At 42.4% G+C, this 25,075-nt stretch carries 19 protein-coding genes; 11 read left to right on the top strand and 8 right to left on the bottom strand.

Going from position 1 to position 25,075, the window contains the following annotated elements; genetic code table 11:
- Nucleotides 1-22: 22 nt before the first annotated feature.
- The 5 genes from ACKI39_RS08195 (at nt 23) to ACKI39_RS08175 (ending at nt 11,614) form a co-directional block, all read left to right on the top strand.
- Complete coding sequence (locus tag ACKI39_RS08195) at nt 23-2,686, top strand: hypothetical protein (RefSeq protein ID WP_407399431.1); 2,664 nt, start codon at nt 23-25, stop codon at nt 2,684-2,686.
- Nucleotides 2,683-7,326: a SpoIIE family protein phosphatase gene (locus tag ACKI39_RS08190; RefSeq protein WP_407399429.1), complete on the top strand. Its 4,644-nt coding sequence runs from the start codon at nt 2,683-2,685 to the stop codon at nt 7,324-7,326. Before ACKI39_RS08195 ends, ACKI39_RS08190 begins: the two co-directional genes overlap by 4 nt.
- A 98-nt stretch (nt 7,327-7,424) precedes the next feature.
- Complete coding sequence (locus tag ACKI39_RS08185; RefSeq protein ID WP_318743838.1) at nt 7,425-8,126, top strand: iron-sulfur cluster assembly scaffold protein; 702 nt, start codon at nt 7,425-7,427, stop codon at nt 8,124-8,126.
- Between the two features lie 18 nt (nt 8,127-8,144).
- Nucleotides 8,145-9,191, top strand: coding sequence for a GGGtGRT protein (locus ACKI39_RS08180; protein ID WP_318693696.1), 1,047 nt, complete (start codon nt 8,145-8,147; stop codon nt 9,189-9,191).
- Nucleotides 9,192-10,297: 1,106 nt separating this feature from the next.
- The gene (locus ACKI39_RS08175) at nt 10,298-11,614 is read left to right on the top strand and encodes an ankyrin repeat domain-containing protein (RefSeq protein WP_407399427.1); all 1,317 of its coding nucleotides are present in this window, start codon (nt 10,298-10,300) and stop codon (nt 11,612-11,614) included.
- A gap of 73 nt (nt 11,615-11,687) precedes the next feature.
- On the opposite strand, the gene ACKI39_RS08170 is transcribed toward ACKI39_RS08175, so the two are convergent.
- From ACKI39_RS08170 to ACKI39_RS08135, 8 genes are all read right to left on the bottom strand, one after another.
- On the bottom strand, nt 11,688-13,739 hold the full coding sequence (locus tag ACKI39_RS08170; protein WP_407399453.1) for a DEAD/DEAH box helicase: 2,052 nt from the start codon (nt 13,737-13,739) through the stop codon (nt 11,688-11,690).
- Nucleotides 13,740-14,046: 307 nt separating this feature from the next.
- Complete coding sequence (locus ACKI39_RS08165; protein ID WP_407399451.1) at nt 14,047-14,799, bottom strand: amino acid ABC transporter ATP-binding protein; 753 nt, start codon at nt 14,797-14,799, stop codon at nt 14,047-14,049.
- Nucleotides 14,800-14,817: 18 nt separating this feature from the next.
- Nucleotides 14,818-15,468, bottom strand: a complete 651-nt coding sequence (locus tag ACKI39_RS08160) for an amino acid ABC transporter permease (protein WP_407399425.1) — start codon at nt 15,466-15,468, stop codon at nt 14,818-14,820.
- 37 nt (nt 15,469-15,505) lie between these two features.
- Nucleotides 15,506-16,315 carry an ABC transporter substrate-binding protein gene (locus ACKI39_RS08155; protein WP_407399423.1) on the bottom strand — a complete coding sequence of 270 codons (810 nt, stop codon included), beginning with the start codon at nt 16,313-16,315 and terminating at the stop codon, nt 15,506-15,508.
- Nucleotides 16,316-16,409: 94 nt separating this feature from the next.
- Nucleotides 16,410-17,318 (bottom strand): DMT family transporter, encoded by a 909-nt coding sequence (locus ACKI39_RS08150; protein WP_407399421.1) that lies wholly within the window; start codon nt 17,316-17,318, stop codon nt 16,410-16,412.
- 138 nt (nt 17,319-17,456) lie between these two features.
- Nucleotides 17,457-18,056, bottom strand: a complete 600-nt coding sequence (locus ACKI39_RS08145; RefSeq protein ID WP_407399420.1) for an SH3 domain-containing protein — start codon at nt 18,054-18,056, stop codon at nt 17,457-17,459.
- A 13-nt stretch (nt 18,057-18,069) separates the two neighbouring features.
- Complete coding sequence (locus ACKI39_RS08140) at nt 18,070-18,741, bottom strand: hypothetical protein (protein ID WP_407399418.1); 672 nt, start codon at nt 18,739-18,741, stop codon at nt 18,070-18,072.
- 116 nt (nt 18,742-18,857) lie between these two features.
- Complete coding sequence (locus tag ACKI39_RS08135; protein ID WP_407399416.1) at nt 18,858-20,489, bottom strand: SH3 domain-containing protein; 1,632 nt, start codon at nt 20,487-20,489, stop codon at nt 18,858-18,860.
- Nucleotides 20,490-20,784: 295 nt separating this feature from the next.
- Between ACKI39_RS08135 and ACKI39_RS08130 the strand changes: the two genes are divergently transcribed.
- The 6 genes from ACKI39_RS08130 to ACKI39_RS08105 all read left to right on the top strand — a co-directional run bounded on the left by ACKI39_RS08130 (nt 20,785) and on the right by ACKI39_RS08105 (nt 24,939).
- Nucleotides 20,785-20,994: a FeoA family protein gene (locus tag ACKI39_RS08130; protein ID WP_407399414.1), complete on the top strand. Its 210-nt coding sequence runs from the start codon at nt 20,785-20,787 to the stop codon at nt 20,992-20,994.
- Nucleotides 20,995-21,015: 21 nt separating this feature from the next.
- Entirely contained in the window at nt 21,016-21,237 is a 222-nt protein-coding gene (locus ACKI39_RS08125; protein ID WP_318692179.1) for a FeoA family protein, read from the top strand.
- Nucleotides 21,234-23,615, top strand: coding sequence for a ferrous iron transporter B (feoB, locus tag ACKI39_RS08120; RefSeq protein ID WP_407399412.1), 2,382 nt, complete (start codon nt 21,234-21,236; stop codon nt 23,613-23,615). Before ACKI39_RS08125 ends, feoB begins: the two co-directional genes overlap by 4 nt.
- Nucleotides 23,616-23,752: 137 nt before the next feature.
- On the top strand, nt 23,753-23,902 hold the full coding sequence (locus ACKI39_RS08115; protein WP_407399410.1) for a FeoB-associated Cys-rich membrane protein: 150 nt from the start codon (nt 23,753-23,755) through the stop codon (nt 23,900-23,902).
- Between the two features lie 24 nt (nt 23,903-23,926).
- Nucleotides 23,927-24,526 (top strand): DUF3793 family protein, encoded by a 600-nt coding sequence (locus ACKI39_RS08110; RefSeq protein WP_407399408.1) that lies wholly within the window; start codon nt 23,927-23,929, stop codon nt 24,524-24,526.
- A complete protein-coding gene (locus ACKI39_RS08105) occupies nt 24,523-24,939 on the top strand; it encodes a flavodoxin (protein ID WP_407399406.1) in 417 nt (138 codons plus the stop codon). The genes ACKI39_RS08110 and ACKI39_RS08105 overlap by 4 nt, the downstream gene beginning before the upstream one ends.
- Nucleotides 24,940-25,075: the final 136 nt, after the last annotated feature.

The following is a 25,075-nucleotide window of genomic DNA, read 5'->3' as shown; positions in this document are numbered from 1 at the left end:
TATTATTTGCTAAAATGAGGTCGTGAAAAGACTCTCAATTCCATCATTACTAATCATCTCTTCACTTTTATTTTCGGGGCAAAGCATCCATGCTGCAAAAGCCAAGACAAAGGCTCCTGTGGAAAAAAACGCATTTGAACTTTACCCTGAAGATTTCTCGGCAATTCTACAAGATGCCCTCAGGCATTCAGCTTCGAAGAATTTCGACGAGGCAGTTTCTTGCTTTGACGAAAGGATATATTCATACAGAAAAGAAGAAGCAAACGAAAAGACAATCATGCGGCTCGATCTCATTTCTGCAGACGTACAGAAACAGGTGCGGGAATACAAGAAGCTTCGCATGGAAAAAGCATCAAAGAAAATCGATCTTTCAAACTCAAAGAACATTCCAACGGCAGAAGACTATCTATCCAGACTTGCGGCGATCAGCAACAAGCTGAGGGATCTTGGGCAGCAGATTCAGTCCTCAGGTGTTTCAGGATATCCATACTATCTTTCGAGATTCATTCTCGGAATCAATGAAGAACCTGACAGCGGACTTGCAGGAACCATCGAAGTTGAATTCAATACAGAGCTTGGTCAGCTTATGGATTCAGTATGGGGAAAGTGCAATGAATCCTGCAGAATAATTGAGAATGCCCTTTCGGAATCGAATATATTCACAAACAGGGAAGCTCTTGCAAACGCCGACTCTGAACTTGATAAAATCGTTCTCTACACAGAGGAGCTTACAAAGATATATTCCCTCAATTCCAAGCTGAAAGGAAAACATACAAGGACACAAAGAGAGAACGCAGATTTTTCCACCAGCATGAAAGCGGTCAACACATTGTGCAATGAAGGTAAAAAATTTTTTAGTATACTCGCACTGCTCCAGGATGAACTGAAGGAATCCCATCCAATGCCAGAGAACAAAATCGTAAGCATCCGATCGGAAAATGATTCCTACGCAAATGGACTGGTTGCTTCAGCCAGCAATCTGACAGCATGGGGAAAGACCGCAGCAGCCTCCGCAAAATCCCACGCCCTTGCAACCTTGTCATCAATGCAGAACGAAAACCTTTCATGGCAAAGGCTGGCAGTCCCCTACAGACAGGCAAGCTACAAGGCTGAAGCAAAGTGTACCCAGAGCGCTATCGCCATGTGGGTTTCCATCGCAAACTACTACGCAGACACAGGAAAGCTTCTCTATGAGGAAGATGCCGCCGCCTGCGAAAAGCTCAAAGGATACATGCAGGGAAGCGACGGGTTCTACTACCCTTCACGATGCGTAAAGGATCTTGAAAACCTCAAGTCAAACATCAGAAAGGACAAAGCAGCCCTTGAAGAATGCAAGACAAAGCTTAACAATGGATATATCTACCGCTCAAACTTCATCAGGCAGCAGGAATTGATCTCGGAAAATTCAACTAAAATCTCCGAACTTGAAAAAGACTTCAACTCCATCGAATCAGACGCAGAAGGGAAACTGCTTAAGGCACAGCTCGCACGGAACGAAATAGAAATTTATTACAACCGTGCTATGACATTCAACGAAAAAAATAATTTCCAGCAATCCTTCGCAAACCTTCAGTCGGCAAACAACGCATATTCAAGACTTTCCGATGACCTTAAAAATGACGGAGACATCCAGAGTGAAATTTTCATGAAACTGGCAAACCTTCGCCAGAACATAATCGAAAACCAGCAGCCAGTTTTCAACAGGGAAATTCGAGGAATCAAGACACTGGCAAGAACGGAATACTATGCAGGCGATTTCGAGAAGGCAAGCAGCTACCTAACACAGGCAGACAGTAAACGCGAAATGTGGTCAAAGCTTCTGGACATAACCCTTGAACCAGACACTGAGCTGGAACGAATCAAGAATTTCGTAAACACAGCCATCGCAATCAAGGAAGGACGTGAAATCCAGCCATACGATGCCAAGGCACCAGAAATGAGACAGAACCTTTCCCTTGCAGGAAAATACTACGAAAAGGGATCGGAACTTCTCAAGCAAGGAAAACGCAAGGAAGCAGAACCTTATTTCAACAAGGCGACAGAGAAAATCAACCAGGTCAAAATCTATTACCCAAGAAATAAAATCGCCAGTGTACTATCATTGAAAATCACAAAGATCCTAGACGAAAAAAACTTTGAGGAAATCTTCAAATCAAAGGTGGCAGAACTCAAGCAGGTGAACTATTCCACAAGGAATTCCCTTGCACAGGAATCCTACAGTTCCCTTCTAGACCTTTATGAAATGAACAGCAGTTACCCAGGCCTCAAGTCTCTCATTGAGAACGCTGAATATGCCATGGGGCTCAAGCAGAAACCTGCAGACAGGAGCGGTCTTACAAAAGCTGCAAATCTCGCAAAGGAAGCACAGGAACTTCTTGGAAAGGCAGGTCGCGACACGATTCTTTTACAGCAGGCAAAGGAAAAGGCACAGGCAGCAATCGAACTGGATCCCGACAACAGCGTTGCGGTCACAGTCCTAGATGAAATTGCATTACGAACTGGACAGCAGGCTGCGGTAGTTTTGAATGCCGCAGATGAGGCTCTATATCAGAGTGCACTTGCTGACCTCCAGAAAAATAAAGTCTTTGATGCAAACGCAAAGCTTACCCAGCTGATGAAGAACAGTGTAAACGCTCGTTCTGCAAAGGTAATCAAACTTAAGAAAAGAATTGAGGCACAGCTATGATGATAAAAAAAGCACTTTTATGCACAGTTATCTCAGCGGCTTTTCTTTTCATGGGATATGCAAGCCCATACTATTTTGAAGACAGCTTTGTAGCACCCGACAACAAGGAGAACTGCTGGTATCCCAACGGAATATCTTCGACATCAAGGAAAAAGACCGCAGTATATTTCTGGCAGGAAACAGAAGGCAACAAGATTTATCTTTCCCTAAAGAACAGCGACGACGGCATCACCTGGAATACCAACAGCAGATTTGCTGGACCTTTTGAATATTCAGGAGACATTCCACAGATCTATTCCACTGCATCAAACGGTACGACAGATGTGCTCGCACTTATTTCTGACAACGATGAAATTGTCATCTATGCATCAAAAGACGGATTCAAGAAATTCTCTACGAAAATAATTTCACATGGCGAAGGTTTCATTGGACCAAGAGTTTTTAGAAATTCAAACGGTGGATTCACAGCCTTTGTCTCAAAGCCACAGGAAGATTCCTACACGTTATTCTACTCAACATCAAAGGACGGTGAAATCTGGAATCCTTTCGTGGAATTTTCAGCACCAGCCCAGATCAAGAATACATACAACCCTATCGCACCATTCCTTGTTCCTGTAAAAGGCGGAGATCTTGTTGTATATCAGGCACAATACACGCAGGCAAATCTTATTTCAGTTCAGCTCTATTCTTCCTTTACGAAGGATGGAGGAAAAAACTGGACCAAGCCTGTATTATTCTCGGGAAAGGAAACTACAGAAAGTGAAAACTTCTTCAACTTTACAAACCAGAATCCTTATGTACTCAACACAAAGAACAACGAGGTATTCATCGCATGGGAGCGTTCTCCGTTCTATTCAACAAACAGCGACATCTACTTTGCCCGCATTTCCGAACAGGGGGCATACAAAGGACAGATTGAACGAATTAGCACAACAGGCTACGCATCAAAGCCACAGCTTTTTGAATTCAACGGAACGATAAATCTTGTATGGTTTACCACTACAAGCGGCAGCAGAAACATCTACCTTGCACAGAAAAACGGCGCATGGTGGGAAGAATCAGAAATAATCTCAAGCAGACAGGCTGTACTGCCATCCTTCATGCTTACCAATGCTGGTAAGGAGCTTGCCTTCGTTTGGGAAGAAGCAGACAGCAAGACAAACAAAAACGGAATAGCAATTCTCAAGACGGACCACAGTATAGCAGCTCCAAAAGTAACTGCCATGAACTTCAAGGATGGTCAGCGGTCAAGGCAAAAGAACATCCAGGCAACCCTCAAGGAAACCCAGGATTCTTCAGGAGTAAAAGGATTCTCCTGGCTTTGGACCCAGGACAGCAAAAAAGAACCAGAAAAGAAAATCACAAACGCACCTGACAGCACAAGGATAACCACAGAAGCAACAAAGGACGGAACCTGGTATCTCAAGGTCCGTCAGACCGACTACGCTGGAAACTGGTCAGACAGCGCAATGCTTACATACAATCTTGACTGCACTCCTCCAGCGGCACCTTCCATCGAAGATCTGACATCAAGAATTCCTGGAATCACTGATTCAAACACATTGCGATTCACATGGACAAATAAGGAAGACGATGACATCGCAGGCTACACCTACACAATGAAATACATCGCTCCAGTTCCAAAACAGCTTGTCTCAAATCCAAGACGTCCCTTAAGGATTTCAGATGAAGAGATAAAGGAAATGGCTGACAGTCTCTTTACTGAAAACGAAGAAGACATGGAAGCCGAAGTAATTCTTCCAGAGAGAATAGTTTCAAACAAGACTTTCGCAGACTACGCAAACATAAGGAACGGTCTCTATGTATTTACGATTGCCGCCATCGACACTGTTGGAAATATCGGCAAACAGGCTAAATACGAATTCATTGCAAACAAATACATACCAACAACCTACATCACTTCAATCAAAGCTGAGACAGATGATTTTGGCGATACGGAACTTTCCATCACTGGTGGAGGATTTACCTACGACGGACAGATAACTTCGGTTTACATCGACCGTGACGGACTTGAACCATACGACTATACTCTCAGGCTTGTTTCTGGTGATTACAAGATTACATCCAACAACAGGATCGCCGACATCAGCATGAAAAGAATCAATACAGGCGACTACAAGATTGGACTCATGCATTCAGATCGTGGACTTTATTTTTCATCCGCACCTTTACTCAACATCGAGGAACGGGGAACTACAAAGCTAAAGAACAAAAACATATTCGCCCCTGCATGGAAAATCTTCACCGATACCTACAGGAAACATTATAACGCAGCAGTCATAACCCTTGTGCTCATCCTCCTTTTGACCATAGGCGGAATGACAGTAAGCACAAGATCACTTGTAAAAACTGCAAAAGAAACTTTGATTGTTAACGCAGAAGTACGCGCACTTCTGGAAGGAGATATTATGCCACAGGAAAAGAAAAGAAAAGCAGCAGCTTACAGACAGAAAGGCTTAAGCCTTAAGGCTAAGCTGGTATTGCACTCTACCATCCTCATTGCACTGATGGATGTGCTCATATTCCTTGGCTTTGGCTACTACATGATCGACGGCCAGAAAAAGACCATGGCCCAGAGCCTTCATCAGCGCGTAAGCGTAATGCTCAATTCCCTTGCAAGCGGTGCAAAGGTTTACCTTCCTCAGACAACTACGGAAGACAATCTTTCTCTTACGGATATCGTAAACCAGTCTTCTGCCCTTTCCGAAAGCCGTGAAGCAACAATCACCGGTTATTCTGCAGACCACACCCGCATAGGACTCAACAATATTTGGGCAACCACAAGCAAAGAAATACTGAGTGGCATAAATGAAAATGCATTCCTTCCAGGTGTAACGGTTCTTACAGATGAAAAACTTGCGGAAATTTTCCGTACCTGCGAGGAATTGAATTCTACGGCACAGGAACAGGCTGACGAAATTTCAATGAACATCACGGAACTTACAAAGGAAGGTCTTTCATTGATTTCAAAATCCGATGCAAAGAGCGTTGCCCGCCGCCAGGAAATTCAGACAATCAGAAATCAACTCAATGTAAAACTTGACGGCATCCTCAATGAAATTTCCCGCGAAGCCGAAGGAAGCATACCAGCATTCAGCGCAGAAAACATCGATACAGAAAACACTGAGTATGTATTCTACAAGCCACTCCTCTACAAGACTGGAAACGACGCAAACTATGTTCACGGTGCAGTTCTCATAAAAATCAGTACCGAATCCCTTTTGGCCCAGATTGAAAACGAACGCAACCTGATCATCAACACATGTATCATTGTTCTTATCATCGCTTTGATTCTTGCGTTCTTAAGCACCTATTTCATGGCAACAATGATTGTTCGTCCTATCAAGAAGCTTGTTTCCCACGTTGCATTGATCCGCGATACCGAAGACAAGGAAAAGCTTTCCGGACATGCAATTGCAATCAAGTCTCATGATGAAATCGGTATGCTTGGTGACACAGTAAACGAAATGACCCGTGGACTTGTGGAAGCCGCAATCCAGAGCAAGAACCTTACTCTCGGTAAAGACATCCAGACAAAGTTCATTCCTCTTGAAATCAAAGACGGAATTACAATGACAACAGGAAACCTTAAGGCTAAGGGTGCGGATTTCTTCAGCTACTACGCAGGTGCCGATGAACTTTCTGGAGACTACTTTGACTACAAGCAGCTGGATGACAAGCACTATGCCATCATCAAATGCGACGTTTCAGGACACGGAGTTCCAGCCGCCCTCATCATGGTTGAGGTTGCAACATTGTTCCTCAACAGCTTCAAGACCTGGAGCATGAAGAATCCAAATCAGGGAATCAACATTGCGCCAGTTGTAGGACAGATCAACGACCTTCTTGAAAGCCGTGGATTCAAGGGACGCTTTGCAGCCTTTACCCTCTGTATCATGAACACGGAAACGGGTGACTGCTGGTTCTGCAATGCAGGTGACAATCTTGTTCACATTTACAGCGGATCACAGCAGAAGAAGAATGTAATCAAACTTCAGGAAACTCCTGCAGCTGGAATCTTCAGCACTGACCTTGTTGACATGAAGGGCGGTTACAAAGTTTCAAAGCTTACACTTAAGAAAGACGATGTCCTTTTCCTCTTTACTGACGGTATCGAAGAAGCAAAGAGAATTTTCCGCGATGAAAATTTTGCACCTACAGTCTGTGCCGAACCAGGACTTGAAAAAGATCAGGAACATGAAAACCACAAGTGCGGCGAAGACAACGAGGAAATGTCTCCTGAACGCGTAACCGAAATCATAGAATCAGTTTACGCAAGAAGAAAATTCAAACTGCACAAGTTCCACGCACCTTCACACCAGTCAGACTTTGACTTTGACTTCTCTACCTGTGACGGAACTGCAGACGACGCAATACTTGCACTTGTTTCCGTTGAAAAGGTTTTCCGCCTCTACAAACCGGGCAATGTAATCCACAGCGACAGGGTCAAGGTTGACAAGAACATAGACAACTTCCTGAGACAGCACTTTGTACAGTATCCTGCATTCTGCAGCGACCGTGAAGACATTGAAAACGATCCTTCACACATCTACTGGTGCGGCGTAAAGGAAGATCCTCAGTACGATGACCTTACCCTCATCGCCGTAAAGAAGGGCTGAAGCATTTAGGCTATGAATTGAATTCAAGGCCTTAAAATGTTATAATAGAAACGAATGTTGAATTTTTCAGCAAAATTAGATTTTTTTCGAGGTAAACTATGGTCTACACAGCAGAAGTAGAACACATGTGTCCTTTGGCTAAGGGCGCATATCATGGTCCTGCTCCAATTCCTGAAGAAGGAAAATGGGTTCAGGTTAAGAAAATTGAAGATGTTTCTGGTTTCACACACGGTATCGGTTGGTGTGCTCCACAGCAGGGTGCATGTAAGCTCTCTTTGAACGTTAAGGACGGTATCATTGAAGAAGCACTCGTAGAAACAATCGGTTGTTCTGGTATGACACACTCAGCAGCTATGGCTTCTGAAATCCTTATCGGAAAGACACTTCTTGAAGCTCTCAATACTGACCTTGTTTGCGATGCTATCAACACAGCTATGCGCGAACTCTTCATGCAGATCGTATACGGACGCACACAGTCAGCATACTCTGAAGGTGGTCTCAAAGTTGGTGCTTCTCTCGAAGACCTCGGCAAGAACCTCCGCTCACAGGTAGGAACAATGTTTGCAACACGCAAGACTGGTCCTCGCTACCTCGAAATGACAGAAGGTTATGTTGAAACAATGGCAGTTGACAAGGATGACCAGATCATCGGTTACAACTGCATTAACTTCGGTAAGCTCATGGATGCCCTCAAGGCTGGAAAACCTGCTAACGAAGCAATCGAAGGTGCACGCACACACTATGGTCGCGTTACAGCAGAACAGGGTATGGTAAAACTTATCGACCCACGCAAGAACTAAACTTGGAGGAATATAGAAATGGCTACATTATTTGAAGATTACGCTGGTCGTATCCCACAGGTTAACAAGGCACTTAAAGAATACGGATTTGCAGAAGGAGAAGAAGGTCTCCAGGCTGCTCGCAAGCTTTGCCAGGACAAGGGTTTTGACCCATACATGGTATGTCAGGAAACTCAGCAGATTTGTTTCGAAGATGCTAAGTGGGCATACGTTCTTGGTTCAGCAATCGCTATCAAGGAAGCAGAAAAGACTGGCGACAAGACAGCTTCTACTGCTGCTGCTAACATCGGTAAGGGACTTCAGGCATTCTGTCTCCCAGGATCTGTAGCTGATGACCGCAAGGTAGGTCTCGGACACGGTAACCTCGGTGCTCGCCTCCTTTCAGAAGAAACACAGTGTTTCGCATTCTTGGCTGGTCACGAATCATTCGCTGCAGCTGAAGGTGCAATCAAGATCGCAGCAAAGGCTAACAACGTTCGCAAGAACAAGCTCCGCGTTATCCTCAACGGTCTCGGAAAGGATGCTGCAAAGATCATCAGCCGTATCAACGGATTCACATACGTTCAGACAAAGTTTGACTACTTCAACGGTGAAGGTACAGACAAGGCCCTCACAGTTGTAGAAGAAGTTCCATACGGAAACGATCCAAAACGTCTCTGCGTTAAGTGTTACGGTGCAGACGATGTACGCGAAGGTGTTGCAATCATGTGGCACGAAGGCGTAGATGTTTCTATCACAGGAAACTCAACAAACCCAACACGTTTCCAGCACCCAGTAGCTGGTACATATAAGAAGGAAAGACTCCTTGCTGGAGAAAAGTACTTCTCTGTAGCATCAGGTGGTGGTACAGGACGTACACTCCATCCAGATAACATGGCTGCAGGTCCAGCATCTTATGGATTCACAGATACACTCGGACGCATGCACTCAGATGCACAGTTCGCAGGTTCTTCATCAGTTCCAGCACACGTAGAAATGATGGGATTCATGGGAATGGGAAACAACCCAATGGTAGGCTGTACAGTAGCATGTGCAGTTGCTGTAGCTGAAGGTCTTGCTAAATAAGTATAAGTTTAGCATAGCCTAGCTAAATGCCCTCTGGTTTTACCAGAGGGTTTTTCTTTTTTAAACGCTACTGTACAGCCGTTGGAAGAAAAGCATACTAGTATTTAGAAATAAACAAGGGATGCAGTGTCAAGAACCTGAGGTTTTCACGAAGGGAAAATTGACGCGGACTGCGGCAAAGCAGGTTCTTGAGAGAAAAGACAGACGAAGTCTGGCTTTTCTCCATGTGCAGTAGCTGTAGCTGAAGGCTTGGCAAAGTAATTAGACCTAACTTAAACTAGGTTAATGAAGGCTCTGTTCGAAAGGACAGAGCCTTTTTTTTATTGCTACTGTACAGCCGTTGGCTGAGAAACAAAACAATGTTTAGAAATTAGCTAAACCGCCAGTAGTCAAGAACCTGCGGTTTTTCCGAAGGGAAAATTGACGCGGACTGCGGCAAAGCAGGTTCTTGAGAGAAAAGACAGGCGAAGACTGGCTTTGCTCCATGCGCCGTTGCAGTATGAATGCGGTGGTTGAGCCCGTCGAAACTACCGCATTTAGTGTAGCAGTCATTTCGACAAGCTCAATGAGCGCTACACTAAATACTTATTGGACAGCCCTTTTTTTTTATAATCTTACGCGAGATTTATTGTTTTTTTCGAAGAAAAAAATTGACGCGGATGCGGCAAAAATAAAACTCGGGGCAAACGCAGTTTGCACTACAGCCGTCAAAGGAAAAGAAAAGATAACATTCAGAAATTAGCTAAACCGCCAGTAGTCAAGAACCTGCGGTTTTCACGGCAGTGAAAATTGACGCGGACTGCGGCAAAGCATTTTTTTATCATTCAAAATAGTCGCTTCTTTGATTTTTCCACCTTTGTTTGGCTTTAGAAAGATCCGGACTTATCACGCTATAAGAATATACCCTTACAGTACATTTTCCGTCTTTCAAAAAATAATCACTAATTTCAAAATCATAAACATCAGGATCTTTTCCCGAACCTTCCGCTACGGCAATTATCCGGTTGTCCCTAACCCAACAAAAAGAATCGATCCAGCATGAACTTCCCAAAATGTTGACTAAAAGAACACTTACAAATAATATTTACGAACAAAGGAAATTCAAAATGGGTGAAGCATTAGGAAAGGCTCTTTTATATGGAGTGCTGGTATTTTTAGGAATGGCAGTCCTTAGCATAACGGGAATAATAGCAGGTATTGTTGCACTTTGTACTTCCGGAGGAAAAAGGAAAGGTGCCATAATTGTGTCAGGAATTTCATTTTCACTTGCAGCCCTTCCACTTATTGTCCCGAAAATTGATGACTTAACCACAGACCTTAAAATTAAGGCTTATGAAAAAGCAGAAGAGAAAAAATTAAGAAAAGACTGTACTAAACTTATATATGCAGTAGAAAAATGCAATCTTTCAGAAGTTATTAAGCTGTTAGAGAAAAAAGCAGATCCAAACGAAATATACAACAAACGCTCTCCCTTAACCTCAGCATTTTTAGGAGACAACACATACAGAAAAAACAGGCAGGACAGTGACAGAATAATAGAAGCCCTTCTGAATTCAGGTGCCGATCCCAACCTATGCATTGGTTCAAAAATCCCCATGAGGTATGCCATAGAAAAGGATCGTCTAGAGGCTTTAAAACTTCTTGTAGACCACGGCGCCATCATTGATACAGTCAACAGGTCCAAAATCAAAGAAATTAAAGAACAGGGTCGAGACCTTGGGGAAACAGATCCGGCCGAATACAATTATGATTTTCCTCCGGTTCAGTTTGCTTTCATGAAATGTTCATTTGAATGTGCGGAATATCTTCTTGAAAAGAATGCCGACTGTACCATCTGGTATGATTCAAGCATAAAAAGAACTCTTCTCATGAAGCTCATGAATAATTACTTACCTTTTTATCATCTTGAAGCCAGACTTTCCATAATGAATTACCTTTTTAAATACGTAGAAGATGATGACTTGGACCTGGCAAATTATAAAGATGTAGAAGGCAAGACGGCACTACATTACTTTGGGGAAAGTGATTGTCTAACTGAAGACAGCCCAATGCTTCTCTTAAAATTTCTTGAATATAAACCGGACATAAATGCCCTCGACAGCAAAAATGAAAATGTTCTTCATAAAATCGTGAAGAATAACTATAACATTGAAAATATATATAATAATCTAATAATCCTCATTGAAAATGGTGCAGACAATTCCGTAAAAAACGAAAATGGACTTCTGCCAATTGATATTTTTCATGACGAACATAAACCGGAAAATTACGAAGATAATAAATTCTACGGAAAGGTTGAAGAACTTCTTTCTCCCAAAAAAAAGATGGCAAGACTGAATCCCGAGAATAAAAAAAACGTCATGACAGAAAAAGTTTATTCATCACCACACATTGCCCTCAAGGAACCTGAAGACAACTGGTAGAAAAATACCATATAAAAAAGGTGCCCGGTATTTTTAACCAGACACCCTTTCTTTATTGTTGAATCATTAAAAATTAATATTCAGTTGCACCAGATGACTTCTTAAAGAAACTTGCGCTGCCGCTTCTCTGAGTTGCAGTGTGGACATTAGGACGACTGTGGCTACCACCGCGAGATCTGTCTCTGTCACGATCACGTCCAAAGCGGCCACCATCGCGATCTCGGCCAAATCCGCGGTCTCTGTCTCTTCCACCTCTATCACGGCCAAAGCTTCTGTCACGATCGCGTCCGAATCCACCGTCACGGCGTCCGCCTCTGTCTCCACGACCTCTTCCACCGCGGCGGCCACCTTCATCACCGCCACCGATTGCTACCTTTGTATCAACATGCATGTGTGGCAATGACTTGTCTTTTTCTGAAAGTTCAATTGCACGGCGGGCATCATCTGCTGGAAGCGAAAGAAGACAGAAATTATCTGCCATATCGATTGCATCAACCTTGCGACCAGGAACACCAAGAAGGTCATGGAAGAAGTCGGCAATCTTTCTTGGATTGTATCCGTCATCCCATCCCATCTGGGCATAGATTCTAACCTGCTCATATCCTACATCACGGCCACCGCGATCACCACGACCATTCCTGTCTTTTCTACCACCGACTGTAGAAATCTTTCCGTAGCGGTTGCGGCTGAGTACACTTCCGTAAGTTGCAGCAAGCAATGATGCGACTACTTCCTTAGCATCCTGTCCGTTACAAAGTTCTTCTGCAAGGGTATCAAAAATGGCATCGCCCTTTCTAAGGTGTGGAACTTTTTCTTCAACTGAAACTTCTGATCCTTCGCCTTCCATTGGAACGATTTCATCATCGTCTGAAACTGTTTCTGCAGGAACATTGTTAAGTCCAATCTTTGACTTGATGTCGTCAAAAAGTCTTCCGCGCTTTGCTTCAAGAACTTCTTCAACACCAGGAATTGTTCCTTCTGTCATCTCACCCTTTGCACTCTTACGAACTGCATTGATGAGGTAGTTGAGCTTGCGTCTTGTATCTTCAGGCTTTACGAAAGTAACTGCAACACCGCTTGAACCTGCACGGCCTGTACGACCAATACGGTGAACATAAGTTGGACCATCGAATGGAAGTTCATAGTTAACAACATGTGTAAGGCCTTCGATATCAATACCGCGGGCCGCAACGTCTGTAGCAACAAGAATGCGTGTTTTCTTTGCGCGGAATCTTGCAAGGATTTTTTCACGCTGTCCCTGTGGAATGTCACCGTGAAGTGCTGCTGCTTCGTATCCCTTTTCATCAAGAGCCTTGCTTACATAGTCTGCATCACATTTGCGCTGAACAAAAACGAGACCAAAGAAATCAGGTGAAATGTCGATGAGGCGAACAAGAGCTTCAATCTTTTCGCTTTCCTTGAGAACCCAGTACTTCTGGTCGATGAGCAATGGTTCTTCTACAACGCCTTCTTCTTCAACGATTTCATAGTCGCCCATAAAGCGCTGTGCAATGCGAAGGATTTCTTTTGGAATTGTCGCACTGAACAAAAGAACACGACAATCCTGATTTGCACTTTCAAAAATATTTTCGATGTCGTCAACGAATCCCATGTCCAGCATTTCGTCGCCTTCATCAAGAATGAAGTAGTCGATTTTGGAAATGTCGAGGACACCGCGATCCATAAGGTCCATTACACGGCCTGGTGTACCTACTACGATTTCAACACCCTTGCGGAGTGCACGCATCTGTTCGCCCATTGAAGCACCACCGTAAACAACGGCAACGCGAGGACACTTTCCAGTTGTAAAGGAAGCCATTTCTGCAGCTGTCTGCATGGCAAGTTCACGGGTTGGTTCAAGAATGATTGCGCGGACATGATCTGAAGGTTCCCTCAAAGTCTGAACGAGAGGAAGTCCAAAAGCAGCTGTCTTACCAGTACCAGTGCGGGCACGGGCAATAACGTTTGCATCGCCGTTCAAAAGACGTGGGATGGCAAGTACCTGAATAGGTGATGGTACCTTGAATCCCTTCTTTTCAATTGCCTTTAATGTGATTTCATCAAGACCAAGATCTTCAAATGACATTTCATCAGAATCATTTTCTGCTGAAACTTCTGCGGACATAGTAAGCCCGTCAATTTTTTCGTTTAATTCTTCCATACGATACCTCTTTCTTCATGAAAGTCCGTAACCGCATAGAAGTGGCGCCTATTCGCCTCTAATTAATTTCTTTGATTCCAAACCCGTGACCATGAAAGCATCTGATGCTTTCGTAAGAAAAACTGCGGTCTTTAGACAGACATGATAAATAATGTAAAATGTTTGCAAATATTACAGTTTTTTAACATTTTACACAAGGGGATTATACAAAAAAATCCCTGCACTCCATTCAGAATGCAGGGATCATAAATTCATATTTTTAGAAACTGAACTACAGCACGGCCTTAAGGAACTGCTGCAATCGTTCGCTCTTTGGAGCATTGAAGATTTCTTCTGGAGTTCCTTCTTCAACGATGTTTCCGCCATCCATAAAAAGAACACGGTCTGCAACTTCGCGGGCAAACCCCATTTCGTGGGTGACGACAATCATTGTCATTCCGCTTTCCGCAAGTTTTTTCATAACAGAAAGAACTTCACCGACAAGCTCAGGGTCCAATGCAGATGTAGGCTCATCAAAAAGCATGATCTTTGGATCCATTGCAAGGGCACGGGCGATGGCAACGCGCTGCTGCTGTCCACCCGAAAGTTTATTAGGATAAGCGTCAAGCTTGTCACCAAGTCCTACGGCATTCAAAAGTTCAATTCCCTTTGCACGGGCTTCTTCCTTTGATTTTTTTAGTACATTCATAGGAGAGACCATTGTGTTCTCAAGGGCCGTCATGTGAGGAAAAAGATTGAATTTCTGGAAAACCATTCCTACATTCAAAAGTCTTTTGCGACGTTCTTTGCTTGAAATATGAAGTCTTGAAAACTTGTGTTCTTTATGTGCAATTTTCTTACCTTCAATTTCAATGACACCGTTGTCGATGTGTTCAAGATGTATAAGAGATCGAAGGAATGTAGACTTTCCGCTTCCGCTTGGACCTATGATGCAAACAACTTCCTTAGGCTTTACTTCAAGGTTAACACCCTTCAAGACATGAAGCTGACCAAAACTTACATCTATATCTTTTGTTGTAATCATACTCATTTCAGCCACCTCCTATTCGTAGATCGAATGTTTCTTTTCAAGCACATGGAATACAAAAGTAAACACGGCGGTAATGATCAGATACAAGATCATGGCCGGAATGTATACCATTGACGAAGCTGTTGACGACTGAATGCTTCTTGTAACCTTTGTAATGTCTGCGAGTGCTATAAGAGAAACAAGGGAAGCGTCCTTAAGCATCATGATGAATTCATTTCCTACAGGTGGAATCAAGCGGCGAACTGACTGAGGAAGAATTACAAGCCTCATTGTCTGGAAATAATTGAGGCCCAAAACTTTTCCCGCCTCAAACTGTCCTTTATCAATCGACTGAATTGCAGCGCGAATGATTTCACAGCAGTAGGCCGAACTGTTAAGTCCGAATGCAATGAAGGCTGCAAGAAACTGATTGTTGATTGTAAGCGCACGACTGATCTGTGGGAGACCGTAGTACACAAAATAAAGTTGCATCAGTAAAGGAGTTCCGCGGAAAAAGAAAACATATCCCTTGCAGAAATTACGGATAAGCTTGCTCTTTGAAAGTGTACCAAGAGCAAGGAAAATACTGATGATAAGTCCTGCCACTACAGAACACAGTGTAAGTAAGATTGTAATTCTGGCACCTGCCAACAGCTGAGGTATCCATTTTAAAATTTTATTCATTGTTTCCATAATAAACAGGACTCCGAAAAATTATTTTTTATTTGATAGAATCAGAAAGATCTTCACCAAAAATCTTGATGTAGATTTTTGCCATTGTTCCATCTGCCTTCATGTCGTCGATTACCTTGTTGATCTTGTCCTGAAGAACCTTGTTGCCCTGCTTCATGCAAACACCAAAGTATTCATCAGGAGTTCCTGTCCATACGCGCTTGAATTCTGAATTTGGAACATTGAGGTAAGAAACAGAAACAAGATTGTCACTTACAACACAGTCGATGCGACCAAACTTAAGATCATCATATGCATTCATAACCTTGTCATATTCACAAGGGATGAATTCAAAATTGTGTGCTGCGGCATATTTTTCAATAAAGAAGTCAGATGTTGTTTCTGCCTGGTATCCGATTTTCTTTCCTGCTGCATCTTCAGGCTTATTCCATGGAAGAGTTGAATCCTTCTGAAGGATAAGGGCCTGACCGTTTCCAATGTAAGGCTGAGAGAAATCATATGCAGCCTGACGTTCTGGAGTAATTGTTGCAGCAGACATAACTACATCGTAGCGGTCTGTTGTGAGGCCTGCAAAAATTCCGTCCCATGCAACATCAAGGAATTCAGCTTCAAGACCAAGGCGCTTTGCAATTTCCTTTCCAAGTTCAACATCGAAACCTGCAGGAGTCTTTCCGTCTTCTGCATAGTATTCAAATGGAGGATATCCAATTTCCATTGCAATCTTAAGCTTTCCAGCTTCCTGTGTGAATTCACCCTTCTGCACCTTGCTGTTCTTGGAGCATGATGCAAATGCAAAAATTGCTGCAGCCGACATTGCTGCCAAAATGATTTTCTTCATAGTTTATCTCCTGATTGTAATAATTTTACAACAGACACTATTATATAGAATAATAATTGTTATATTCAATAAAGTAGACTGTAAAAAGAAGAATTCAAGCCTCCGTCTTTTTTATGAAAAAACCTGGAATCACTTCTGCCACAAGAATCGCAGCAAAAATAAGGACACAGCCCAGTGCCATCTTGAATGAAAGTCTTTCCCCAAGAATCAGAGCACTGAAGAAAACTCCAAATACAGATTCAAGAGAAAGAAAAAGAGAAGCAAGAGAAGACGGTACATATTTCAATCCAATATTCTGAAGACAGAAACAAAGCATGGAACTTAAAAGTGCAAGATACAGAAGAGACACAACGACATTTCGATTGCCGAACAGACTCATTTCAAGAGGAGCATCAGCAAAAGGTGCTATGGCAAGCCCAAGAACACCAGCCACAAGGAATTGAAAAACAGTAAGAAGAATTACATCTTCGTCCTTAACAAACAGGGCACCACCAATGATATGAACTGCATAGAAAAATCCACAAATCAATGTAAGTACATCACCTTTATTCATCACATACCATTTTCCAGTTTCTCCGTTCAAAGCAAGTAAAGCGATACCTGTGACAGAGAGAAAAGCCGCAAGCCAGACAAACCAGGCAGGACGTTTCTTGAATATCGGCCATCCTAAAAGAGGAACAAGAATAACATATACCGTTGTAAGGAAAGCATTCTTGCCAGCAGTCGTATAATTACAACCGATGGTCTGAGTTTCATATGCGGTAAAAAGGAAAAGTCCAAGAAGGCAACCGTGAAGGAAAGTCTTTTTATCAAGACTCTTGAAACGACGGATAAAAATCAGGGAAAGACAGATAGCCGCAACTGTAAAACGAATGCCGACCATCCATGTAGGTCCAATATATTCAAGACTATCCTTGACGATTACAAAAGCAAAACCCCAGATTGCAGCGGTAAGGATAAGTCCTGCGCTGAAAATGTATTTTAGATTCATATTATAATTCATAGGCATAGAATAGTAGACATTAAATGGAAAGACAATCACATGGGTGAAAAAATCAGACCGAATATTTACAAATGGCAATAAGTCAAAATTTGTAAATATAGGGAAAGCATTTAAATGTCAGAACAAATAATTCAACTTCTACTCAAGATAGCCTGAAAAAACCCAGCCTGTCGTATCGCTTTTTGACTTATACCCTTCAAGGAAACCAACGGGATTTACAAGCTCAACTTTTACCCATGGAGCACTAATTCCGTCTATGGTCGCAGTAGATCCAACCTCAAGAATTAATACAAGGGAACCTGGATTCAATGTATAAAGCTTTGAAGCTCCCAGGTTAGGACGATCCCTCATTTTTAAGCGGCAAATCGGATTATAGAACTCACCAGCTTCAATGCCTTTTTTATTTCTTCCACTAGGCTCTCCGTTTCTAGAAGTATAATGACTGAAGGAATATGGATTTCCAGAGCTCTGTTTGTAAATAGTATGTCTGTTGCAATCTACAGAACCCTCTTCCCTTTGAAATTCATAAGTAACTATGGAATCCTTAGTATAGTAGTGGTAACCCATTCCTGTAGGACCGCCATCAGTATCGCACCATCCGTAGGAAGCTGCCTTGTTGAGTTTCAGTTCCTTGCCACTTACATCAAGGGTATGTATTCTGACTTCAGAATATCCTCCACCCTGACCGCCAGAAAAGCAATGTTCCAAAACGAAGGGAACAGGATTTGTCATGTTCATGGGATACTCGATTTCAAGTCCCCCCCGAGGTTTCTATATTAATTTTTCCTATCCGCCCAGTAGAATCAAAATAAATGGCAGAAAGGGTTTTATATCCGCCCTTAAGACCCGCTCCTTCATAAGTCCACCAGTTGTTCAACCTATTAACAAGATTGTCCTTTGACCTTCCGTATTCATCGCTGTTAATTGAAGGTATCACATGCTGTTGGGCAATGCCCATGGTGATGCCGTTTTTGCCTTCAACAGTATTTACTGAATATTCACAGGCAATATCACATCCCCTTACAAAACCAGAATTAGAATAGCCTGATGAGTCAGTTACCCTGGCATAGTAAACCATGAAGAGGACATCGTTTTTAATTCCATAACCTGCAACATTTGAAAGCCTGACCTTTGAACCTGAACGAACAACCATAACTTCATCTTCTGTCTTTTGACCAACACCTTTCGCAATCATAAAGGAATCTAAAATGTAAACACAATCAAGCCTTTCATAAGAAGGACAACAGAAATTTTCCATCGACGATGAAAATCCAACGTTTCCTTGGGAAAAATCATCGTCAGAAAGATACTTCACACCCCTTTCCACAGGGAAATCTGCAGTCGAAGAATAAAGTCCTCCTTGAGAAAAGACTGGAAAGGCAAATGCGAAAGCAAGGAAAACAAAAAAACTTTTTCTAGACATATGAACCTTCAGTGAATTAAAATTTGATTTTTGATGACATCATAAAAAATGGGGCTGACAAAAAAACATTGAAAGCCCCATATGCTTAGTTGTATTTTACAGATTTCAAAACGAAATTATTCTCCTAAGAAAGCACCGAAAACCCAACCGCTAAGTCCATCGTCCTGTGAAACGTAGAACCAGCTTGCAGTGATTCCACCGATGGTAGAAGTTGCATTTGACTTGCGGGATGCAACAACTTCAGCGCCATTTTCAAACTGACCGATGACTGGACCATCTGGAGGGAATTCCCTTACATTGAGATTTGAGCCATCATCTGTAGCAACTGTGTATGTTTTTGAAACCTCCACAGAGTCAGTAAAGTCAACTGGAGACATATCGTCTGCAACATTGACATCTTCACCAAGATCGATGGCAATCTTTTTCTTCATGTAATCAGACACAGCTTTTTTACCTGCACTCTTAAGAAGCTGTTCCTTGATGTCGGCATCTTTTTCGCCTGCTGCCTTCTTATAGAGCATAAGAGCCTTTGTATCATCTGGATCAGATGATACAGAATCACAAAGCACATAGCCTTCCTGAACAGTGTATCTGCTATAATAGCGAATCTTAAACATATCAAGACTGATGTCTCTTTCAACCTTTCCGATTATCTCAACGATTGTTTCAGGTTCAAGAATTGTTTTTGAGAATTCACAAGGATTAGCCTCGTTGAATACTACAGCTTTTTCAAGTATGAATGCTTCACGACCATTATAAGGAACAACTCTATTTGCCATTACATATGATTCGTTCTTCTTATATTTTACCTTGTAGAATTCAAATTCCTTCTTTTCGCCATCATTGAGTCTTGTGTATGTCTTTGGTCCAGAAGCACCATCAAGAACAGTACCTGTAGGAATGTTTGCGCTCCATACAAGGTTATCATCCTTATCCTTTTTCCAAAGGGATCCTATGCCATCACCGTTATCCTGAAGAAGAATCACAGCATCCTTCTTATCTGAATTAATCAAAGTCTCCTTGAAAGGACGGCTTGGATCAACAGGATTTTCCATATGACCTTCACACTTACCGAGGGTCTCCCTTAAAACTCCAGCTTCAAGAGGAGCCATTGCCTTGCGGAGTGAAATAAGATCAATAAAAGTATAGACAGTATTTACATCTTCCTTCTTAATGAAAAGCTTTTCATAGTATTTCTTATTATAATAGAAAGTAACTAGATAGAAGTCACCTTCACTACCTTCCTTATCGATGGCACATACAACTTCATCCTGAAGCTTAACACCTGCAATGTCGTTTTCATCTGCAGAATTGTATGTAAACACCTTGAATGAATCATAGGCAAAAACAGCACCAGGAACAGTATTGAAAACTGCAATGCCGTCCTGCACATAACACTTTTCACCTTCATAGACAATTTCAAAGAATTCTCTCTCCTGATTATCAGAGGTTCTGATTGCCTTGACATTGACAGAAGATCCGTTTTTCTTTACAGCCTTAAGAACTTTTCCTGCGCGGAAAGATTTTTTCCATTCCATCTTTCCATCTTTATTCATTGTCCAGATAGGACCTTCAGGATAGATGACAACAGAGTCAACAGTTTCTACAGTTTCAGCTTTCTTTTCAGAAACGGATGACTTAACAGGCGATTCACTTTCACCGACAGCAGAATCTTTTTTTCCGCCACATGAACACAAAACACTTAATGCAACTGCAGCAAGAAGAATTCCTTTTACCTTTTTTTTCATAAAAAACTCCTTTTTTTTACCATTGTTGATCTATCGCAGGCTTTTACCCCGATTTCTTCTACAACGTATATTCAGTATATAGTACAAAATTTCTTTTGTAAAATAATAAAGATTTTAATTTTAAAAGGATTGGATTATTTTCTGGATATTATCCTCTCACATAATTAGACATCTATAACTTTAATAAATCATAGCTAACCTATTGACAAAATTAGCATTAGTTAACTATATTAACATTATCGAATTATAGTTAGTCTTATCTAACTACATTCTAGATTGATATAAGGAAATCATCATGCCGATCTACATGGCTCACATTGGAGAAGAATATCTTGTAAAGAAAGTGGGTGGTCTTGAAGAAACAAAGTATCACCTCAAGAACCTTGGCTTTGTTCCGGGAGCACAGGTAAGCGTTGTAGCCGTAATGAACGGAAACCTAATCGTTCAGGTCAAGGATGCAAGGGTCGCCATAAGCCGGGAACTTGCAGGAAAAATCATCATCTAGTTTTCAATAAAAGAGGTATATATGACATTGAAAGAAGTAAAACCTGGAACAACCGTAAAGGTCGTAAAAATCTCAGGAGAGGGCGCAGTCAAACGCAGAATTATGGAAATGGGACTGACTAAGGGCATTGAAGTATTTGTCCGCAAAGTAGCTCCTCTTGGGGATCCGGTAGAAGTAACGGTAAGGGATTATGAACTTTCCGTTCGCAAAGCTGATGCTGAATTGGTGGAGGTATCGAAATGAAAATCGCACTTGCAGGAAACCCTAACGCGGGAAAAACAACTTTATTCAATGCACTTACGGGTTCAAACCAGTTTGTAGGTAACTGGCCTGGAGTTACAGTTGAAAAAAAAGAAGGAAAACTCAAAGGCCACAAGAATGTTGAAATCATGGACCTGCCGGGAATATATTCCCTTTCACCATATACTTTGGAGGAAGTCGTTTCAAGAAATTATCTTGTAAAGGAACGCCCTGATGCAATCCTCAACATCATCGACGGAACAAACCTTGAACGCAACCTCTACCTTACGACACAGCTTGTTGAACTTGGCATACCGATGGTAATCGTCGTAAACATGATGGATGTGGTAAAGAAAAAGGGAGACAAAATTCACCTTAAGGAAATGTCACAGGTCCTTGGATGTCCTGTCTATGAAATCTCTGCCCTCAAGAACAAAGGATGCATGGAGGCGGCTGTTGCTGCAATAAACGCCGCGGAAGAAAAGAAACCTGTTGTTTATCAGCACAGATTTGAATCCTGCGTTGAACATGCCCTGGCCCATATAGAAGAAGCCGTAATCCACAATCTTCCGGAAGAAAAACAGAGATGGTATTCAGTAAAGCTTTTTGAACGCGACTCAAAGGTTATTGAACAGCTTAAGGAAGCAGAAGGAATAACAGTGGGGACAGACCTCCTTGCCCATATTGAAGATGACATCAAGACCTGCGAAAAGGAACTTGATGACGACGCAGAATCAATCATCACCGCAGAACGCTACAAGTACATCGATTCAATCATCAAGACCTGCGTAACAAAAAAGCAGAAGGCAAGCAAGCTCAATACTTCAGACAAGATCGACCGCGTTGTGACAAACCGCTGGCTTGCCCTTCCTATTTTTGCAGTGGTAATGTGGGCAGTGTATTACATTGCCATGGTTACGGTTGGTGCCGCAGCAACTGACTGGGCAAATGACGGTCTCTTTGGCGACGGCTACCATCTCTTTGGAATAGGCAACACTGTCTACGAAGAGGCCGCTGAAGAATTCGGAGACAGTCCTGCCATAATCGAAGCATTCAACAACGGAGAGTTTACATATACGGTGCAGGATGAAGAGACCCTTGAAGTTTCTGATCCTATTGAATTCACAGAAGATGATGTCATTACAGCAAAGGCAATGGTTGAAAAATATGGAGAGGAAGGTCCGTCCCCTGATGCTTACGGAATCTGGATTCCGGGTGTTCCGGCAGTAATTGAATCTGTTCTTGATGCAATGGAATGTGCCGACTGGCTTAAGGGCCTGATTCTTGACGGAATTGTAGCCGGTGTCGGTGCGGTTCTTGGCTTTGTTCCTCAGATGCTTGTTCTCTTCTTCCTTCTTGCATTCCTTGAAGCCTGCGGTTACATGGCACGCATCGCCTTCATCATGGACCGTGTATTCCGCCGCTTTGGATTGTCTGGAAAATCCTTCATTCCGATGCTGGTTGGTACAGGCTGTGGAATTCCTGGCATCATGGCAAGCCGCACAATCGAAAGTGACCGTGACCGCAAAATGACAATCATGACAACAACCTTCATTCCTTGTGGTGCAAAGACTCCTTTCATCGCCATGGTTGCCGGTGCAATCTTTGGTGGATCGGCCTGGGTTGCAACAAGCGCCTACTTCATAGGTATTGCTTCAATCCTTTGTTCAGGAATCATGCTTAAGAAAACAAAAATGTTTGCAGGTGACGTTGCTCCATTCGTAATGGAACTTCCTGCCTACCACTGGCCTACAATCGGAAATCTGCTCCGTTCAATGTGGGAACGCGGCTGGTCCTTCATCAAGAAAGCCGGAACAATCATTCTTCTTTCAACAATCGTAATCTGGTTCCTTTCATTCTTTGGATGGGCAGACGGCGCATTCGGAATGCTCGAAGAAGATCAGATGGACTGTTCAATCCTTGCTTACTTTGGCCGCGGAATCTGCTGGCTCTTCCAGCCACTTGGATGGGGAAACTGGCAGGCAACTGTAGCTGCAATCACAGGTCTTGTTGCAAAGGAAAATATTGTCGGTACTATGGGTATTCTTTACGGCGGAACAGAAGCCTATGCAAACATGGCTGCCGTATTCACAGGCATAACCGGTATGTCATTCCTTATCTTCAATCTTCTCTGTGCTCCTTGTTTTGCCGCCATGGGTGCCATCAAGCGCGAAATGAACAACACAAAATGGTTCTGGTTTGCGATTTTGTATGAATGTGGATTTGCCTACATCATCGCTTTCATTGTAAATCAGCTGGGAAGCCTCTTTACTGGTGCCGTAGGTGGTGCTGGCGCATACGTTGAAGTTGCTCTCGGTTTTGCAGCGTTGGCCGGTTTAATCTACATGGTCGTAAGAAAAGACAAGTACAAGAATAAATAATTCATAGGGGTTGTCTAATAAGACCGTAGCGGTCATTGAGGCTGTCGAAATGACTATTACACTAAATATGGTGGTTTCGACAAGCTCAACCACCGTAAATCAAACTTTTGAGACATCCCCTGTGAGGGAGTAATCCAATGGGAACAGTAATCATCAGCACAATTCTTTTCATCATCGTTACTTTAATCGTAAAGTCAATTTGCAAGAAACATATTGAAGCAAAGAAAAACGGAAGTGTCTGCTGCGGATGCGCAAAATGCAGCTGCGGATGCAATAAAAATGATTAGATTTTTTTTAACTTGAGGTTAGCAATGTCTAACTATAATTTTAATCAGCTTTTTCTTCGCTATTCATCGCAATCCGTTTGCGGTATTAAACCGGCAAATCTGTTCACTGTTCCTTCAGAAAACTTCACGGTGGAAATTTTCAGGGAATGGCAACTCATTGTCAATGAACAAGGGCTGGAAATTTCCGCCTTCAAAATATCAGACAGAACAACAATGCTTTTCATCTACAATAAAAAATGGATTCAGAAGATCATAGAAAATCCTCTTGTAGTTTCGTATCTGGAAAAAAAAGGATATTCCTCCATACACGATACAAATAAAACTATACAGGATTTATCCAACCGATTGAGATCAAAAAAAAAAAAATTCCCTCATGAAGTCGGAATTTTTCTAGGCTACCCTTTTGATGACGTAATAAAATTTGAAGAACATCAGGGAAAATTCTGCAGATACTGCGGTTACTGGAAAGCTTACTGCAACCCGGAAAAGGCAAAAGAATGCTGCAATAGATTCAGGCAGTGCAGTCAAATGTGTGCAAAATGGTTTGACGAGGGATATTCAATTCCTCAGATAATCAAAAAATATAAAGAAGCGGTGAAAAATCCGCATAAGGAGTTTATATGAAAGTATCTGTAATTTATGCCAGCACAACAGGCAACACGGAAGCAATGGCAAATGCAATCAATGAAGCCGTTACATCAGCAGGAGCCGAAGCAATTTTTGGAACTGCCGACAGTGCCGATGCAGGATCAGCTGCAGCAAGCGATGTGATTCTTCTTGGAAGCCCTGCCATGGGAGATGAAGTCCTTGAAGACACAATGGAAGAATTCTACACAGGAATTGAAGGCGCTCTTTCCGGAAAGAAAGTCGGACTCTTCGGTTCATACGACTGGGGTGACGGTCAATGGCTCCGCGACTGGGAAGACCGTGCAAGAAATGCAGGTGCCGATGTTTCAGAAAGCCTCATGGTTCATCTTACACCGGAAGCTGACGATCTTGCAAAATGCCAGGACTGGGCTAAGGCATTTTTAGCATGATGAATTTACAATCTAAGTGCAACAAATGAAAAGACCCATAAAATCAACTATAATGGTGTTTGTTCAAGACATTATTACAGGAGATAAAATGGGTCACTACAAACATCTTAGCACAATAGAGCGAGAAATCATACTG

This window comes from Treponema sp., from assembly GCF_045641405.1.
GTDB lineage: Bacteria > Spirochaetota > Spirochaetia > Treponematales > Treponemataceae > Treponema_D.
This window is presented reverse-complemented; position numbering and strand designations above follow the sequence as displayed.

What these genes read in the sequence shown, in the direction of transcription:
- ACKI39_RS08125 (WP_318692179.1), top strand. Translation starts at nt 21,016, where the DNA reads ATGACATTGAAAGAAGTAAAACCTGGAACAACCGTAAAGGTCGTAAAA.
- ACKI39_RS08170 (WP_407399453.1), bottom strand. Translation starts at nt 13,739, where the DNA reads ATGTCCGCAGAAGTTTCAGCAGAAAATGATTCTGATGAAATGTCATTT.
- ACKI39_RS08110 (WP_407399408.1), top strand. Translation starts at nt 23,927, where the DNA reads ATGTCTAACTATAATTTTAATCAGCTTTTTCTTCGCTATTCATCGCAA.
- ACKI39_RS08145 (WP_407399420.1), bottom strand. Translation starts at nt 18,056, where the DNA reads ATGAACATGACAAATCCTGTTCCCTTCGTTTTGGAACATTGCTTTTCT.
- ACKI39_RS08160 (WP_407399425.1), bottom strand. Translation starts at nt 15,468, where the DNA reads ATGAATAAAATTTTAAAATGGATACCTCAGCTGTTGGCAGGTGCCAGA.
- ACKI39_RS08175 (WP_407399427.1), top strand. Translation starts at nt 10,298, where the DNA reads ATGGGTGAAGCATTAGGAAAGGCTCTTTTATATGGAGTGCTGGTATTT.
- ACKI39_RS08105 (WP_407399406.1), top strand. Translation starts at nt 24,523, where the DNA reads ATGAAAGTATCTGTAATTTATGCCAGCACAACAGGCAACACGGAAGCA.
- ACKI39_RS08180 (WP_318693696.1), top strand. Translation starts at nt 8,145, where the DNA reads ATGGCTACATTATTTGAAGATTACGCTGGTCGTATCCCACAGGTTAAC.
- ACKI39_RS08115 (WP_407399410.1), top strand. Translation starts at nt 23,753, where the DNA reads ATGGGAACAGTAATCATCAGCACAATTCTTTTCATCATCGTTACTTTA.
- ACKI39_RS08135 (WP_407399416.1), bottom strand. Translation starts at nt 20,489, where the DNA reads ATGAAAAAAAAGGTAAAAGGAATTCTTCTTGCTGCAGTTGCATTAAGT.
- feoB (WP_407399412.1), top strand. Translation starts at nt 21,234, where the DNA reads ATGAAAATCGCACTTGCAGGAAACCCTAACGCGGGAAAAACAACTTTA.
- ACKI39_RS08150 (WP_407399421.1), bottom strand. Translation starts at nt 17,318, where the DNA reads ATGAATTATAATATGAATCTAAAATACATTTTCAGCGCAGGACTTATC.
- ACKI39_RS08140 (WP_407399418.1), bottom strand. Translation starts at nt 18,741, where the DNA reads ATGTCTAGAAAAAGTTTTTTTGTTTTCCTTGCTTTCGCATTTGCCTTT.
- ACKI39_RS08155 (WP_407399423.1), bottom strand. Translation starts at nt 16,315, where the DNA reads ATGAAGAAAATCATTTTGGCAGCAATGTCGGCTGCAGCAATTTTTGCA.
- ACKI39_RS08190 (WP_407399429.1), top strand. Translation starts at nt 2,683, where the DNA reads ATGATGATAAAAAAAGCACTTTTATGCACAGTTATCTCAGCGGCTTTT.
- ACKI39_RS08130 (WP_407399414.1), top strand. Translation starts at nt 20,785, where the DNA reads ATGCCGATCTACATGGCTCACATTGGAGAAGAATATCTTGTAAAGAAA.
- ACKI39_RS08185 (WP_318743838.1), top strand. Translation starts at nt 7,425, where the DNA reads ATGGTCTACACAGCAGAAGTAGAACACATGTGTCCTTTGGCTAAGGGC.
- ACKI39_RS08165 (WP_407399451.1), bottom strand. Translation starts at nt 14,799, where the DNA reads ATGATTACAACAAAAGATATAGATGTAAGTTTTGGTCAGCTTCATGTC.